The organism is Pseudomonas botevensis, from assembly GCF_019145475.1.
In the GTDB taxonomy this organism is placed as follows: domain Bacteria; phylum Pseudomonadota; class Gammaproteobacteria; order Pseudomonadales; family Pseudomonadaceae; genus Aquipseudomonas; species Aquipseudomonas botevensis.
This window is the reverse complement of record NZ_JAHTKI010000016.1, coordinates 244,086-256,287: the sequence shown is the minus strand read 5'-3', so window position 1 is coordinate 256,287 and position 12,202 is coordinate 244,086. Positions and strand designations below refer to the sequence as shown.

The following is a 12,202-nucleotide window of genomic DNA, read 5'->3' as shown; positions in this document are numbered from 1 at the left end:
CCTAAATGGGTGTCCGGTTTCATTAGACCACTACACGCCAACTGCTCAACCACGACAGTTCTAAGAATTAGGGATGCCCTACCCCGCTGACTTTTCGGATGCATCTAACACGGAATTTATAGCGTTATTAGCAGCAGGGGGGAGGTTTTTTTTCACCTTGATCCCATCCAACGCCTCTTTCGTGAACCTAGAAAGACTCTCTGCAAATCCTGGCACGGATTTGAGGGCATCCTTTATTGAATCCGAAGCCAGCAACTCATGCCAAGGGCTTCCGTAGCTTGTCGGCTCCACAAGGCGCAGCGGCTGTTCATCTAACCTCTGTAGCGCGGATCGAAGCAATTGACCCTCGAGTTCTGAATCTATGCGAACAGCCTCTCTACGGTATCCCTCGTAAGCACGAGAAACGGCCGCTTTGAAAGCGTAGTCTTCCGAGATTCTAAATCTTTGTCCAATCTGCTTAGTAGCTAACCAAGCGAACCATACGGGTGCTCCCACAGAGAGTACCGAAAGCATAATGTTCAACCCGATCAACGCGACGGGTGCATCGGACTGAGACAAAAGGCTGGAAAGCGATTTGAGTTGACTGCTCCCAAATGCGCCGCCAACTACGAGCGCTGTAACCAAGCCTGCGACCCAAAACCACATCGAATTACTAAGACTCTTTGAGCGCTCAGCAAATGCCGCTGCCAACCCGACACTGGTTGCAGACGAATAGACAGATTCACACTGTTTCAGAATCGACGCAGCTTCTTCCGCAATCGAATGCAGACTATCGTGTGCGGCTTCAACGTTTTCTTTTGCGACGACTATCTGTGCTCGGTCTTTTTCCGCGTCTACGGAAATCGCGCTGATGCGCTGCCTTGCCTCATTCAAGGTTTCAAGATCGGCAGGGAGCTGATCAGCGGCTTCATAAGCCCGCTCAATGCGTTCAACCATTGATTGAACAGAAGAGGTTTTAGGTGAGAGGTCTCTTAGACGGCTTTCCATCCCACGAATTTGGCTTGTTACCCTCTTTAGGGCCTTAGCGCTCTCTACAGCGAGACCCTTATCACTTTCTGTGAAAGGCTCTACCGCCCTTTCGATGGCGTCCATCGTGAGGTAATAAGCAGGGAGTGCAGCTGGATTTCCGCCCATTATGTGCTGGAGGGTGTTAGTTCGCAGCCATTGCAATCCAGACCCTAGCTGATGCAGATGCGCGTCCTCGTCACCAATATCTGGCGGATCAGCAGCCTCAATTCTGTCTGTAATCTTGGTGATGCGGCGCAGTAAATCAGTTCGAGTGACAGCACCCATGCCCACGTTAGACGTCGCGAGATTGAGTGCATTATCCGGGATGAGGTCGACTACATCTGCGTATGCCAGATTCAACTCAGCTACAAGCTTCGCAAGTGTGGGATGCATAACCTTTCCTTGGCCAAGTTCTTTGAGTTGAATGCACCCGCTATGCACCCATGAATATTTTCTGAAGCAGGGTTTTGGATGGCAAAGCCTTAAAAATATGGTGTCCCAGGGCAGGTTCGAACTGCCAACCTTCCCCTTAGGAGGGGGATGCTCTATCCAATTGAGCTACTGGGACACAGGACTGTCGGTACGACAGACGGCGTGCATGTTAACGGCAGGCCCCTGATTTGTCATGTCGTCCGTAGGGCTTTTTAAGTGTAGGCAGGCGGCCTGCAATGTTGCGGGATCATTTACCGTGCAATTTGCACTAGCCCGAAAAGCCATCATTGCAGAATGCAATCCGACGACACCGAAAAACCATTCTAAATGCTTGTTTTTAAAGGACTTAACAGCGGTTAGACTGTTGGCACGTCGGCTGCTTCTCCGGTTCTTATAAAAGAACAAACGGAGACTCGTCTCATGAACAGCACTCTCTTGCTCTCAAATGCCCTGGCTTTGGCGGTTTTGGTTGGCTTTCACTTTGTTCCCGAGAAGGCCGAGCCGGTGGCCCAGCGCATGCCGCACTACCTGCAAGTGCAGAAAGCGCCGCAATGGGCGGTATTGAGCGATCAGAGCGGTTTCGCGCCGCAGACCGTCAATGAGCCTGCGCAGGCCATGTCGACGGGTTCCACCGAACGTCTGGTTTTTTGAATCATCTTCAGGAGTACAACATGTCCAAGTCGGCCGCAGGATTTCTGATCCTTGCCCTGTTGAGCGGCGCCTCGCATTTCTGGCTGTTCGAGGAAACCCAGGTCACGTTGCCCCTGATTGGCTGTGGTGTGTTTGCGATGCTGTTCGTGCTGGCACTGGTGGCCGGGCGCAAAATCAAGTTCGATCCGCTACTGCGTTGAGCCGAATCAAGTCCAGAAGCTGCGTGACGGCGTCCGCCAGGTCGCCGGAGTTATCGATCAAATGCACAGGCTTGTCAGTTGACCTCCTGTCCTTGAACAGAGCGTTGCGGGCGAGCCTTGCATCGATTTGCTCAGGCGTCTCTCGGCCCCGCTTCAGCAGGCGCTCACGCAACACTTCATCCTTGACCGTCAGCAAAACCGGCAACAGCGTCGGGTAGCGATCGAGTGCTTGCCGCAAATTGGCGCGAGAGCCGTTGACCAGCACATGACGACCGCTTTTCAACCATTCGTCGATGTCTGTCGGGATGCCATAGGCAAGGCCATTGGCCTGCCAGGCCAGGGCAAAATCGCCGGCGTGCTGGCGACGCTCGAACTCTTGAGGCGTGACACCGATTGCGTCTTCGCCCACCGATTCCGCTGAGCGAGTGATCACCCGTCGGATGATTTCGCAGTTCAACCCACGCAATGGCTCACGTGCAGCTTCGATCAGGCTGTCCTTGCCCGACCCCGACGGCCCCATCAGATAAACAAGCCTGCCATCCATCCTGAAAACGCCCTCCAGCACGTGTCTGCCCTAGTAAATCGGCCATTTGCCACTATCCTGTACAAGGTAAGGAACAAGGATCGAAGCCGCATAGCATGCACGTTCTGACGCCTTTGGGCATCAACGGACGCGCACTTGGACGCGGTCAGTCATACGGGCCAAGGCAATCTTTTCAAACCAGTCCGCATTTCTGATAATTGGTGCTGGCATTACGCCTTTACCCAGCTCAATATTTGTCACAGAATTGACGCCAATGATCTGGCAATTTTGAGGCATGATGCGGGCCTCTTAACAATTCAGGTTGAACCATTTGGTCCGGATGCTTGTCCTACCACACATCCTGCGGCCAATCCCGAGAACCGCTCCCCTGAACTAACCGGTTTAAATATATGCGCCCATTGAAACAGGCAATTTATTCCAGCCGCACGGCTGACAAGTTTGTCGTACGCCTGCCAGACGGAATGCGTGAACGCATTGCCGAGGTGGCTCGCAATCATCATCGCAGCATGAACTCCGAGATCATTGCTCGCCTCGAGCAGAGTCTCATTCAGGAAGGCGCATTGGGCGAAGAGCTCAGCATGCGTCTGGACAGTCCGGAGCTGTCGTTGCACGAGCGCGAGCTGTTGCAACGCTTCCGTCAGCTTTCCCATCGTCAGCAGAATGCGCTGGTGTCGCTGATTGCCCACGACGCCGAAATGGCCGCAGACGCATCCTGATTCGACCCGAACATCTCAAGCCAGCATGAATGCTGGCTTTTTTTTGCCCGGAATTTGACCTCGCTGCTTTTTGCCTCGCGTAAAAAAGCCCGCCAATTGGCGGGCTTTTTCATAAACGAGTTCGGTCAGAGCAGGAAGACTGTCGCCAGCCCCAGGAAGATGAAGAAGCCACCGCTGTCGGTCATCGCCGTAATCATCACACTGGCCCCCATGGCCGGGTCGCGCCCCATTTTTGCCAGGGTCATCGGGATCAATACCCCCATCAGCGCCGCCAGCAGCAGGTTCAAGGTCATCGCCGCCGTCATCACTACACCCAGCGACCAACTGCCATAGAGCATGTAGGCCACCACGCCGATCACCCCGCCCCACACGAGACCATTGATCAACGCCACTGCCAGCTCTTTGCGCATCAGGCGCGACGTGTTGCCGGTGCTGACCTGGTCAAGCGCCATGGCGCGAACGATCATGGTGATCGTCTGGTTGCCGGAGTTGCCACCGATACCCGCCACGATCGGCATCAATGCCGCGAGCGCCACCAGTTTCTCGATCGAACCTTCGAACAGGCCGATCACCCGGGAAGCGACGAATGCGGTGATCAGGTTGATCGCCAGCCACGCCCAACGGTTGCGCAGGGATTTCCAGACCGAGGCGAAGATATCCTCCTCCTCGCGCAGACCCGCCATGTTGAGGACTTCGGTTTCGCTCTCTTCACGAATCAGGTCGACCATTTCGTCGATGGTCAGACGGCCGATCAGCTTGCCGTTCTTGTCGACCACCGGGGCCGAGATCAAGTCGTAACGTTCGAACGCCTGAGCGGCGTCATAAGCGTCTTCATCCGGGTGAAAACTCACCGGATCACTGGCCATGACGTCCGAAACCTGTTTTTCCGGATCGTTGACCAGCAGGCGCTTGATGGGCAGCACACCCTTGAGCACGCCGTCGTAATCGACCACGAACAATTTGTCGGTATGGCCCGGCAGCTCCTTGAGACGCCGCAGGTAACGCAGAACCACTTCGAGGCTGACATCCTCACGGATGGTCACCATCTCGAAGTCCATCAGCGCACCGACCTGCTCCTCGTCATAGGACAGGGCCGAACGCACGCGCTCGCGTTGTTGCTGGTCCAGCGTCTCCATCAGCTCATGGACGACGTCTCGCGGCAGCTCGGAAGCCAGGTCAGCAAGTTCGTCGGCATCCATGTCCTTGGCCGCAGCCAGGAGCTCGTGATCGTCCATGTCGGCGATCAGCGTTTCACGGACGGAGTCGGATACTTCGAGAAGAATGTCGCCGTCGCGATCGGCCTTGACCAGTTGCCAGAGCGTCAGACGGTCGTCCAGCGGCAAGGCTTCAAGAATGTAGGCGACGTCGGCGGAGTGCAGATCATCGAGCTTGCGTTGCAGCTCGACGAGATTTTGCCGGTGGACGAGGTTCTCGACCCGGTCATGATGCGGGCCTTCCTGGCGGTGAGTCAGGTCTTCGACGACCCGCTGGCGCTGCAGCAACTCGACGACCTGAGCCAGGCGATCCTGCAGGCTTTCCTGTGTTTTCTTTACTTCGATTTCGGACATAGGCGAACTCCACTCCCAGCAGCGGGGCACGCCGGAAGGATCAATCAGTCAATTCATGATTGGTAAAACGGGGTACTGAGTAACTACTGGGTAAGTCCATGGAGGTTTTCCATAAGCCCCGGCGGGGCTGACGGGCGCAATGATACACCGCCTGACGGTTTTAAACGTTAAAAAATCGTGGCTGAAACAAGCGCTTGCGAGACAAACCTGAGCGCTGTCCTGACCCATGCAAGTGCGACGACTTATCCTGAAAAGAAAACACACCGGCAGCGAAAAATGTAGCGACTACCCTTGTGCATGGATCGTCATGGAGGACGCCGAATGCCATCAATCACACCCCGGATTACGTTGACCACCCTGCTCTGCCTGCCGCTCGCTGCGAATGCAACCACTCTGCACCGCTGCCAGGCTGCGGACGGCGGCATCACCTTCACCACGCTGAGTTGCGCGAACGACGAGCATCTCTCGCTGCACGAGGTACATCCCTACTCGCCGGGCTCGATCATCACGCTGCTGCCCGAAGCCCAACATGAAGAAACATCCGGAATGAAAACCAGAAGCCGGGAAATGAACGTCGCGGGTCAGGCGCAGGATAAATGTGGAAATCTGATCGACGCCCGACAACGCCGCGAAGCCATCATCAATCGCAGAATCATCGTCGGCATGAGCCAGCAGGATGTTGAAAGCGCACTGGGCAAACCGGACAAGGTCAGCCTGCGCAATTCGAGCACGACCTATCGATACGACCTCAAACGAGGCCGCAGCGCACAAATCGATTTTGACGAGAAAGGATGTGTCACGGGAAAAGCCAAATCCCGGACAGCAAAAAGCCCGCGTTAAACGCGGGCTTTCTGATGTATGGTGCACTCGACAGGATTCGAACCTGTGACCGCTCGGTTCGTAGCCGAGTACTCTATCCAGCTGAGCTACGAGTGCATTTTGTGTTTTTAGACCAGACCACAACTGGCTGAAACCAAGTCAACTGCATTGCTGCAACCAACTCTTAAATGGTGCACTCGACAGGATTCGAACCTGTGACCGCTCGGTTCGTAGCCGAGTACTCTATCCAGCTGAGCTACGAGTGCATTTTGTGTTTTTAGACCAGATCACAACTGGTTGAAGCCGAGTTACTTACATCGCTGCAACTAACTCTTAAATGGTGCACTCGACAGGATTCGAACCTGTGACCGCTCGGTTCGTAGCCGAGTACTCTATCCAGCTGAGCTACGAGTGCATTTGTTGCGCCGCATTATAGCCCGTCTAATCTCTATTCCAACCACTTTTTCTAATAAATTCAACAACTTACAGAAAAAGCCAGATTACGACGTACTAAGCAAATAATGGCGGAGAACGGGGGATTCGAACCCCCGACACCCTTGTGAGGTGTACTCCCTTAGCAGGGGAGCGCCTTCGGCCACTCGGCCAGCTCTCCGCAACACGGGGCGTATATTAACCAGCTTCTTCCCCGTTTGCAAACATAAAAAACGATAAAAATTAATGGCTTGGTTCTTCGTCCTTCTCTTTCTTGATACGCAGGTAAATTTCCTCACGGTGCACGGCCACCTCTTTCGGGGCGTTGACGCCGATACGCACTTGATTTCCTTTAACGCCGAGCACGGTCACGGTGATTTCGCCATCACCGATAATCAGGCTTTCTGCGCACCGACGAGTCAGAATCAGCATACCTTTCTCCTCACGCAATTCAGTTCAGGGACAACAGTCTGCAAAAAAAAGGCACCCGACCTACAACCGGAGCGATCGTAGCCCTACATGCCTGAGTATTGACCAGCGCGAGCAAAAGAACAGTTCTGCACTTCGCGCCATTCAAAAATAAAGGGCGCGGTCAGACCGCGCCCTTCGGACAACGCATCACTCGCCCTGGCGGGCCGGAGCGTCCAGTTCGAAAGCCGTGTGCAGGGCGCGCACAGCCAGTTCCAGATACTTCTCCTCGATCACCACGGAAACCTTGATTTCCGAAGTCGAGATCATCTGGATGTTGATGCTTTCCTTGGCCAGGGATTCGAACATGCGGCTGGCCACGCCTGCGTGGGAACGCATGCCGACGCCGACGATCGAGACCTTGGCAATCTTGGTGTCGCCAACCACTTCACGGGCACCGATCTCGCGAGCGGTATTTTCCAGCACGGTCTGCGCGGACTGGTAGTCGTTGCGGTGCACGGTGAAGGTGAAGTCGGTGGTGTTATCGTGCGCGACGTTCTGCACGATCATGTCGACTTCGATGTTCGCGGCACTGATCGGGCCGAGAATCTTGAACGCCACGCCCGGGGTGTCTGGCACGCCACGGATGGTCAGCTTGGCTTCATCGCGGTTGAAGGCGATGCCGGAAATGATCGGCTGTTCCATGGTTTCCTCTTCATCAATAGTAATGAGGGTGCCCGGACCCTCCTTGAAGCTGTGCAGTACGCGCAGCGGAACGTTGTACTTGCCGGCGAACTCCACGGCGCGGATCTGCAGCACCTTGGAACCGAGGCTGGCCATTTCCAGCATCTCTTCGAAGGTGATCTTGTCCAGACGCTGCGCCACGGACACCACGCGCGGGTCGGTGGTGTAGACACCATCGACGTCGGTGTAGATCTGGCATTCGTCAGCCTTCAGCGCGGCGGCCAACGCCACACCGGTGGTATCGGAACCGCCACGACCGAGGGTGGTGATGTTGCCGTGCTCGTCGACGCCCTGGAAACCGGCGACAACCACCACGCGACCGGCTTTCAGGTCACCACGGATCTTCTGGTCATCAATCTGCAAGATACGCGCTTTATTGTGCGCACTGTCCGTCAGGATCCGCACCTGGTTGCCGGTGTACGACACCGCCGGCACACCGCGCTTGATCAGCGCCATGGCCAACAGGGCAATCGTCACCTGCTCACCGGTGGAGACGATCACGTCCAGCTCGCGCGGAACCGGCTGATCTTCGCCACTGATTTGCTTGGCCAGATCGATCAGACGGTTGGTTTCGCCGCTCATTGCAGACAGCACAACCACCAGGTCGTCGCCGGCATCGCGGAATTTCTTAACCTTGTCGGCGACCTGCTCGATTCTCTCGACAGTGCCGACCGAGGTGCCTCCAAATTTCTGTACGATCAAAGCCATTTCAAAGCCGCCTCTGCCCATGAAGGGCGCCCAATAATCACTCGAACAGCCGTCAGGCCCGCCACTAGACTGCGGACCCGACGGGCCGTCTTATAAACCCTGCTCGACGAATGGAACGGTCAGCGCCAGCGCGCCATCCAGTGCGCCGGCGTCGACACCGCCGCCCTGCGCCATGTCCGGACGACCACCGCCCTTCCCGCCCACTGCCGCAGCAGCCTGTTTCATCAAATCACCGGCTTTGAGTTGGCCAGTCAGGTCCTTGGTCACGCCTGCGACCAGTACGACCTTTTCCTCATGGACACTGCCGAGCAGGATCACTGCGCGACCGAGTTTGTTTTTCAGCTGATCGACCAGCGCCAGCAGCGCCTTGCCATCCTGGCCGTCCAGACGCGTGGCCAGAACCTTCACGCCCTTGACGTCCACTGCCGAAGCCGACAGATCGTCGCCCGCAGCGGCGGCCGCCTTGGCCTGCAACTGCTCGAGTTGCTTCTCCAGCAGACGGTTGCGCTCCAGCACAGCCGACAGCTTGTCGATCAGGTTGTCACGACTGCCCTTGACCAGGCTGGCCGCTTCCTTGAGTTGTTCTTCCGCCGCGTTCAGGTACGCCAGCGCCGCAGCGCCGGTCACGGCTTCGATACGACGCACGCCCGAGGCCACGCCGCCTTCGCTGATGATTTTCAGCAGACCGATGTCGCCGGTACGGTTGGCGTGGATGCCGCCGCACAGCTCGACGGAGAAATCACCGCCCATGCTCAACACGCGCACGCTGTCGCCGTACTTCTCGCCGAACAGTGCCATCGCGCCTTTCTTCTTGGCAGTGTCGATGTCGGTCTCTTCGGTTTCCACCGCCGAGTTCTTGCGGATCTCGGCGTTGACGATGTCTTCCAGCGCCTTCAGTTGTTCAGGCTTGATGGCCTCGAAGTGGCTGAAGTCGAAACGCAGGCGCTGACTGTCGACCAGCGAGCCCTTCTGTTGAACGTGATCGCCCAGCACTTTGCGCAATGCAGCGTGCAGCAAGTGGGTGGCCGAGTGGTTCAGCGAAGTGGCGTGACGCACGTCGGCTTCGACATGGGTTTCCACCGGTGCGCCAACGATCAGGCTGCCCGACGCCAGCACGCCGTGGTGCAGGAACGCGCCGCCGGTCTTGGTGGTGTCGCGCACGTCGAAACGGCTGCTGCCGGCCTGAAGGTAACCGCAGTCGCCCACCTGGCCGCCGGACTCGGCGTAGAACGGCGTGGTGTTCAACACGACCACACCTTCCTGCCCTTCACTCAAGACGTCAACGGACTGACCATCTTTATAGAGCGCAACGACTTTCGCCGCACCGCTGGTGGCGTGATAACCAGTGAACTCGGTGTCGACATCAACCTTGACCAGGCTGTTGTAGTCCAGGCCGAACGAGCTGGCGGAGCGTGCGCGCACACGCTGCGCTTCCATCTCGCGCTCGAAACCTTCTTCGTCGATGGTCAGGCTGCGTTCGCGAGCGATGTCGCCGGTCAGGTCCATCGGGAAGCCATAGGTGTCGTAGAGTTTGAACACTACGTCGCCCGGTACTACGTCGCCCTTGAGCTCGGCCAGATCCTGCTCGAGGATCTTCAGGCCCTGCTCCAGGGTCTTGGCGAATTGCTCTTCTTCGGCTTTCAACACGCGCTCGATGTGCGCCTGCTGGGATTTCAGCTCCGGGAAGGCTTCGCCCATCTCGGCCACCAGCGCGGCAACGATCTGGTAGAAGAAGCTGCCCTTGGCGCCCAGTTTGTTGCCGTGACGGCAGGCACGACGGATGATCCGGCGCAGCACGTAGCCACGACCTTCGTTGGACGGCAGCACGCCGTCGGCAATCAGGAAGCCGCAGGAACGGATGTGGTCAGCCACGACTTTCAGCGAAGCCTGTTCGTCGTTGGTGCAACCGATGGCCTTGGCCGACGCGGCCAGCAGGCTCTGGAACAGGTCGATTTCATAGTTCGAGTGAACGTGCTGCAGCACGGCACTGATCCGCTCCAGGCCCATGCCGGTGTCCACCGACGGCGCTGGCAGCGGGTGCAACACGCCATCGGCGGTGCGGTTGAACTGCATGAATACGTTGTTCCAGATTTCAATGTAGCGGTCGCCGTCCTCTTCCGGCGAGCCCGGTGGGCCACCCCAGATGTCGGCGCCGTGATCGTAGAAAATCTCGGTGCAAGGGCCGCACGGGCCGGTGTCGCCCATGGTCCAGAAGTTGTCGGACGCGTAAGGCGCGCCTTTGTTGTCGCCGATGCGCACCATGCGTTCGGCCGGCACACCGACTTCCTTGGTCCAGATGTCGTACGCCTCGTCGTCGCTGGCGTAGACGGTGACCCAAAGCTTTTCCTTCGGCAGGTTCAGCCACTTGTCGGAGGTCAGGAACGTCCAGGCGTAAGTGATGGCGTCGCGCTTGAAGTAGTCGCCGAAGCTGAAGTTACCCAGCATTTCGAAGAATGTGTGGTGACGGGCGGTGTAACCGACGTTTTCCAGGTCGTTGTGCTTGCCGCCGGCGCGCACGCATTTCTGGCTGCTGACGGCGCGGGTGTACGCGCGTTTTTCCTGACCCAGGAAGCAGTCCTTGAACTGGTTCATCCCCGCGTTGGTGAACAGCAGGGTCGGGTCGTTGCCCGGAATCAAAGAGCTGGAGGCTACACGGGTGTGGCCTTGCTCTTCGAAGAAGCGAAGGAAGGCTTCACGGATTTCTGCGCTTTTCATTAGGTTCTTCCACGGAGGCTGCGGCCAAAGGCCTGTGCGAAACGTCAACAGACGAAACGACGGCAAAGGGCCGCATTATATCGGCCCTGCGCGCGGGGTACAGCGTGTTTATACGATAGATACGGTCAATTGGACGGCTAACGCTGTCACTTGCGCGAAAACTCGACGAATGTCGCGATCACTTGCTCGATTTGCGAGCGATTGACGTCCATGTGCGTGACCATCCGCAGACGGGCGGCAGCGCTCAATTTGATCCCGCGCTCGGCGGCAAACGCCTTGATCGCTTCCGCGCGATCCCCCATCTGCACGTAGACCATGTTGGTCTGCACCGGCTCGACGGAAAAACCGGCGCCGCGCAGGCCTTCGGCCAGAAACTGCGCGTTGGCATGGTCGTCCGCCAGACGCTCGACGTGATGATCCAGCGCATACAGCCCCGCCGCCGCCAGCAACCCGGCCTGACGCATGCCGCCGCCGACCATTTTGCGCAAGCGGCGCGCCTTGCCGATCAACTCGACCGAACCACACAACACCGAGCCGACCGGGGCGCCGAGGCCTTTGGACAGGCACACCGAAACCGAATCGAAATACCGGGTGATTTCCCGGGCATCGACGCCGAGCCTGACCGCCGCGTTATACAAACGGGCACCGTCCAGATGCAGGGCCAGGCCATTGTCCTGAGTAAAACGCCGGGCGCGGGCCAGGTATTCCAGCGGCAGCACCTTGCCTTGCATGGTGTTTTCCAGGGCCAGCAGACGGGTACGGGCGAAGTGGAAATCGTCGGGTTTGATCGCCGCCGCCACCTGGTCCAGATCCAGCGAGCCGTCTGCCTGCACTTCCAGCGGTTGCGGCTGGATCGAGCCCAGCACCGCCGCGCCGCCGCCTTCGTATTTATAGGTATGCGCCTGTTGCCCGACGATGTATTCGTCACCGCGCTCGCAGTGCGCCATCAGGCCCAGCAGGTTGCTCATGGTGCCGGTCGGAACGAACAGCGCCGCCGCAAAACCCAGCCGTTTTGCCAGTTCGGCCTCCAGACGATTGACCGTCGGATCTTCGCCGTACACATCGTCACCGGTATCCGCGCGGGTCATCGCGTCGAGCATTTGCGGGGTCGGTTGGGTGACGGTGTCGCTGCGAAGATCGATAACGCTCATGAACCTGGCCTCAAAGTCAGCAGGGGAAATCCCTTTCGAAGGGGAATTACTGCGGCCACAGCGCCGATTAATCAACCCCGCTTCGAGGAAAAGTCGTTTCCTTACG

At 57.6% G+C, this 12,202-nt stretch carries 11 protein-coding genes and 5 tRNA genes; 4 read left to right on the top strand and 12 right to left on the bottom strand.

Going from position 1 to position 12,202, the window contains the following annotated elements; genetic code table 11:
- Positions 1 to 78: 78 nt before the first annotated feature.
- Positions 79 to 1,401, bottom strand: coding sequence for a hypothetical protein (locus KVQ74_RS20445; RefSeq protein ID WP_225930103.1), 1,323 nt, complete (start codon positions 1,399 to 1,401; stop codon positions 79 to 81).
- Positions 1,402 to 1,499: 98 nt separating this feature from the next.
- Positions 1,500 to 1,576: transfer RNA gene (locus KVQ74_RS20440), tRNA-Arg, on the bottom strand.
- 284 nt (positions 1,577 to 1,860) lie between these two features.
- Here KVQ74_RS20440 and KVQ74_RS20435 point away from each other — a divergent pair.
- On the top strand, positions 1,861 to 2,091 hold the full coding sequence (locus tag KVQ74_RS20435; RefSeq protein ID WP_217832956.1) for a hypothetical protein: 231 nt from the start codon (positions 1,861 to 1,863) through the stop codon (positions 2,089 to 2,091).
- 20 nt (positions 2,092 to 2,111) lie between these two features.
- Positions 2,112 to 2,291 carry a PA3371 family protein gene (locus tag KVQ74_RS20430; RefSeq protein WP_217832955.1) on the top strand — a complete coding sequence of 60 codons (180 nt, stop codon included), beginning with the start codon at positions 2,112 to 2,114 and terminating at the stop codon, positions 2,289 to 2,291.
- Here KVQ74_RS20430 and phnN read toward each other — a convergent pair.
- Positions 2,266 to 2,835, bottom strand: coding sequence for a phosphonate metabolism protein/1,5-bisphosphokinase (PRPP-forming) PhnN (phnN, locus tag KVQ74_RS20425; RefSeq protein WP_217832954.1), 570 nt, complete (start codon positions 2,833 to 2,835; stop codon positions 2,266 to 2,268). The genes KVQ74_RS20430 and phnN overlap by 26 nt on opposite strands.
- A 389-nt stretch (positions 2,836 to 3,224) precedes the next feature.
- On the opposite strand from phnN, the gene KVQ74_RS20420 reads away from it, so the two are divergent.
- Positions 3,225 to 3,551: an Arc family DNA-binding protein gene (locus KVQ74_RS20420; protein ID WP_003178899.1), complete on the top strand. Its 327-nt coding sequence runs from the start codon at positions 3,225 to 3,227 to the stop codon at positions 3,549 to 3,551.
- A gap of 125 nt (positions 3,552 to 3,676) precedes the next feature.
- Here the strand turns inward: KVQ74_RS20420 and mgtE are convergent, their stop codons facing one another.
- Positions 3,677 to 5,119: a magnesium transporter gene (mgtE, locus tag KVQ74_RS20415; RefSeq protein ID WP_217832953.1), complete on the bottom strand. Its 1,443-nt coding sequence runs from the start codon at positions 5,117 to 5,119 to the stop codon at positions 3,677 to 3,679.
- Positions 5,120 to 5,440: 321 nt separating this feature from the next.
- On the opposite strand from mgtE, the gene KVQ74_RS20410 reads away from it, so the two are divergent.
- Positions 5,441 to 5,959: a UPF0183 family protein gene (locus KVQ74_RS20410; protein WP_217832952.1), complete on the top strand. Its 519-nt coding sequence runs from the start codon at positions 5,441 to 5,443 to the stop codon at positions 5,957 to 5,959.
- Between the two features lie 19 nt (positions 5,960 to 5,978).
- On the opposite strand, the gene KVQ74_RS20405 is transcribed toward KVQ74_RS20410, so the two are convergent.
- The 8 genes from KVQ74_RS20405 to ltaE form a co-directional block, all read right to left on the bottom strand.
- Positions 5,979 to 6,055, bottom strand: a tRNA-Arg gene (locus tag KVQ74_RS20405).
- 72 nt (positions 6,056 to 6,127) lie between these two features.
- A tRNA-Arg gene (locus tag KVQ74_RS20400) sits at positions 6,128 to 6,204 on the bottom strand.
- 72 nt (positions 6,205 to 6,276) lie between these two features.
- Positions 6,277 to 6,353 (bottom strand) — tRNA-Arg (locus KVQ74_RS20395).
- 107 nt (positions 6,354 to 6,460) lie between these two features.
- Positions 6,461 to 6,551, bottom strand: a tRNA-Ser gene (locus tag KVQ74_RS20390).
- Between the two features lie 62 nt (positions 6,552 to 6,613).
- Positions 6,614 to 6,802, bottom strand: coding sequence for a carbon storage regulator CsrA (gene csrA, locus KVQ74_RS20385; RefSeq protein ID WP_002554426.1), 189 nt, complete (start codon positions 6,800 to 6,802; stop codon positions 6,614 to 6,616).
- 186 nt (positions 6,803 to 6,988) lie between these two features.
- A complete protein-coding gene (locus KVQ74_RS20380) occupies positions 6,989 to 8,230 on the bottom strand; it encodes an aspartate kinase (RefSeq protein ID WP_007951048.1) in 1,242 nt (413 codons plus the stop codon).
- A 90-nt stretch (positions 8,231 to 8,320) separates the two neighbouring features.
- Complete coding sequence (gene alaS, locus KVQ74_RS20375; RefSeq protein WP_217832951.1) at positions 8,321 to 10,945, bottom strand: alanine--tRNA ligase; 2,625 nt, start codon at positions 10,943 to 10,945, stop codon at positions 8,321 to 8,323.
- A 146-nt stretch (positions 10,946 to 11,091) separates the two neighbouring features.
- Positions 11,092 to 12,096: a low-specificity L-threonine aldolase gene (gene ltaE, locus KVQ74_RS20370; RefSeq protein WP_217832950.1), complete on the bottom strand. Its 1,005-nt coding sequence runs from the start codon at positions 12,094 to 12,096 to the stop codon at positions 11,092 to 11,094.
- Positions 12,097 to 12,202 lie beyond the last annotated feature (106 nt).

Coding starts and splice junctions, on each gene's coding strand:
- KVQ74_RS20445 (WP_225930103.1), bottom strand. CDS start 1,401: ATGCATCCCACACTTGCGAAGCTTGTAGCTGAGTTGAATCTGGCATAC.
- KVQ74_RS20435 (WP_217832956.1), top strand. CDS start 1,861: ATGAACAGCACTCTCTTGCTCTCAAATGCCCTGGCTTTGGCGGTTTTG.
- KVQ74_RS20430 (WP_217832955.1), top strand. CDS start 2,112: ATGTCCAAGTCGGCCGCAGGATTTCTGATCCTTGCCCTGTTGAGCGGC.
- phnN (WP_217832954.1), bottom strand. CDS start 2,835: ATGGATGGCAGGCTTGTTTATCTGATGGGGCCGTCGGGGTCGGGCAAG.
- KVQ74_RS20420 (WP_003178899.1), top strand. CDS start 3,225: ATGCGCCCATTGAAACAGGCAATTTATTCCAGCCGCACGGCTGACAAG.
- mgtE (WP_217832953.1), bottom strand. CDS start 5,119: ATGTCCGAAATCGAAGTAAAGAAAACACAGGAAAGCCTGCAGGATCGC.
- KVQ74_RS20410 (WP_217832952.1), top strand. CDS start 5,441: ATGCCATCAATCACACCCCGGATTACGTTGACCACCCTGCTCTGCCTG.
- csrA (WP_002554426.1), bottom strand. CDS start 6,802: ATGCTGATTCTGACTCGTCGGTGCGCAGAAAGCCTGATTATCGGTGAT.
- KVQ74_RS20380 (WP_007951048.1), bottom strand. CDS start 8,230: ATGGCTTTGATCGTACAGAAATTTGGAGGCACCTCGGTCGGCACTGTC.
- alaS (WP_217832951.1), bottom strand. CDS start 10,945: ATGAAAAGCGCAGAAATCCGTGAAGCCTTCCTTCGCTTCTTCGAAGAG.
- ltaE (WP_217832950.1), bottom strand. CDS start 12,096: ATGAGCGTTATCGATCTTCGCAGCGACACCGTCACCCAACCGACCCCG.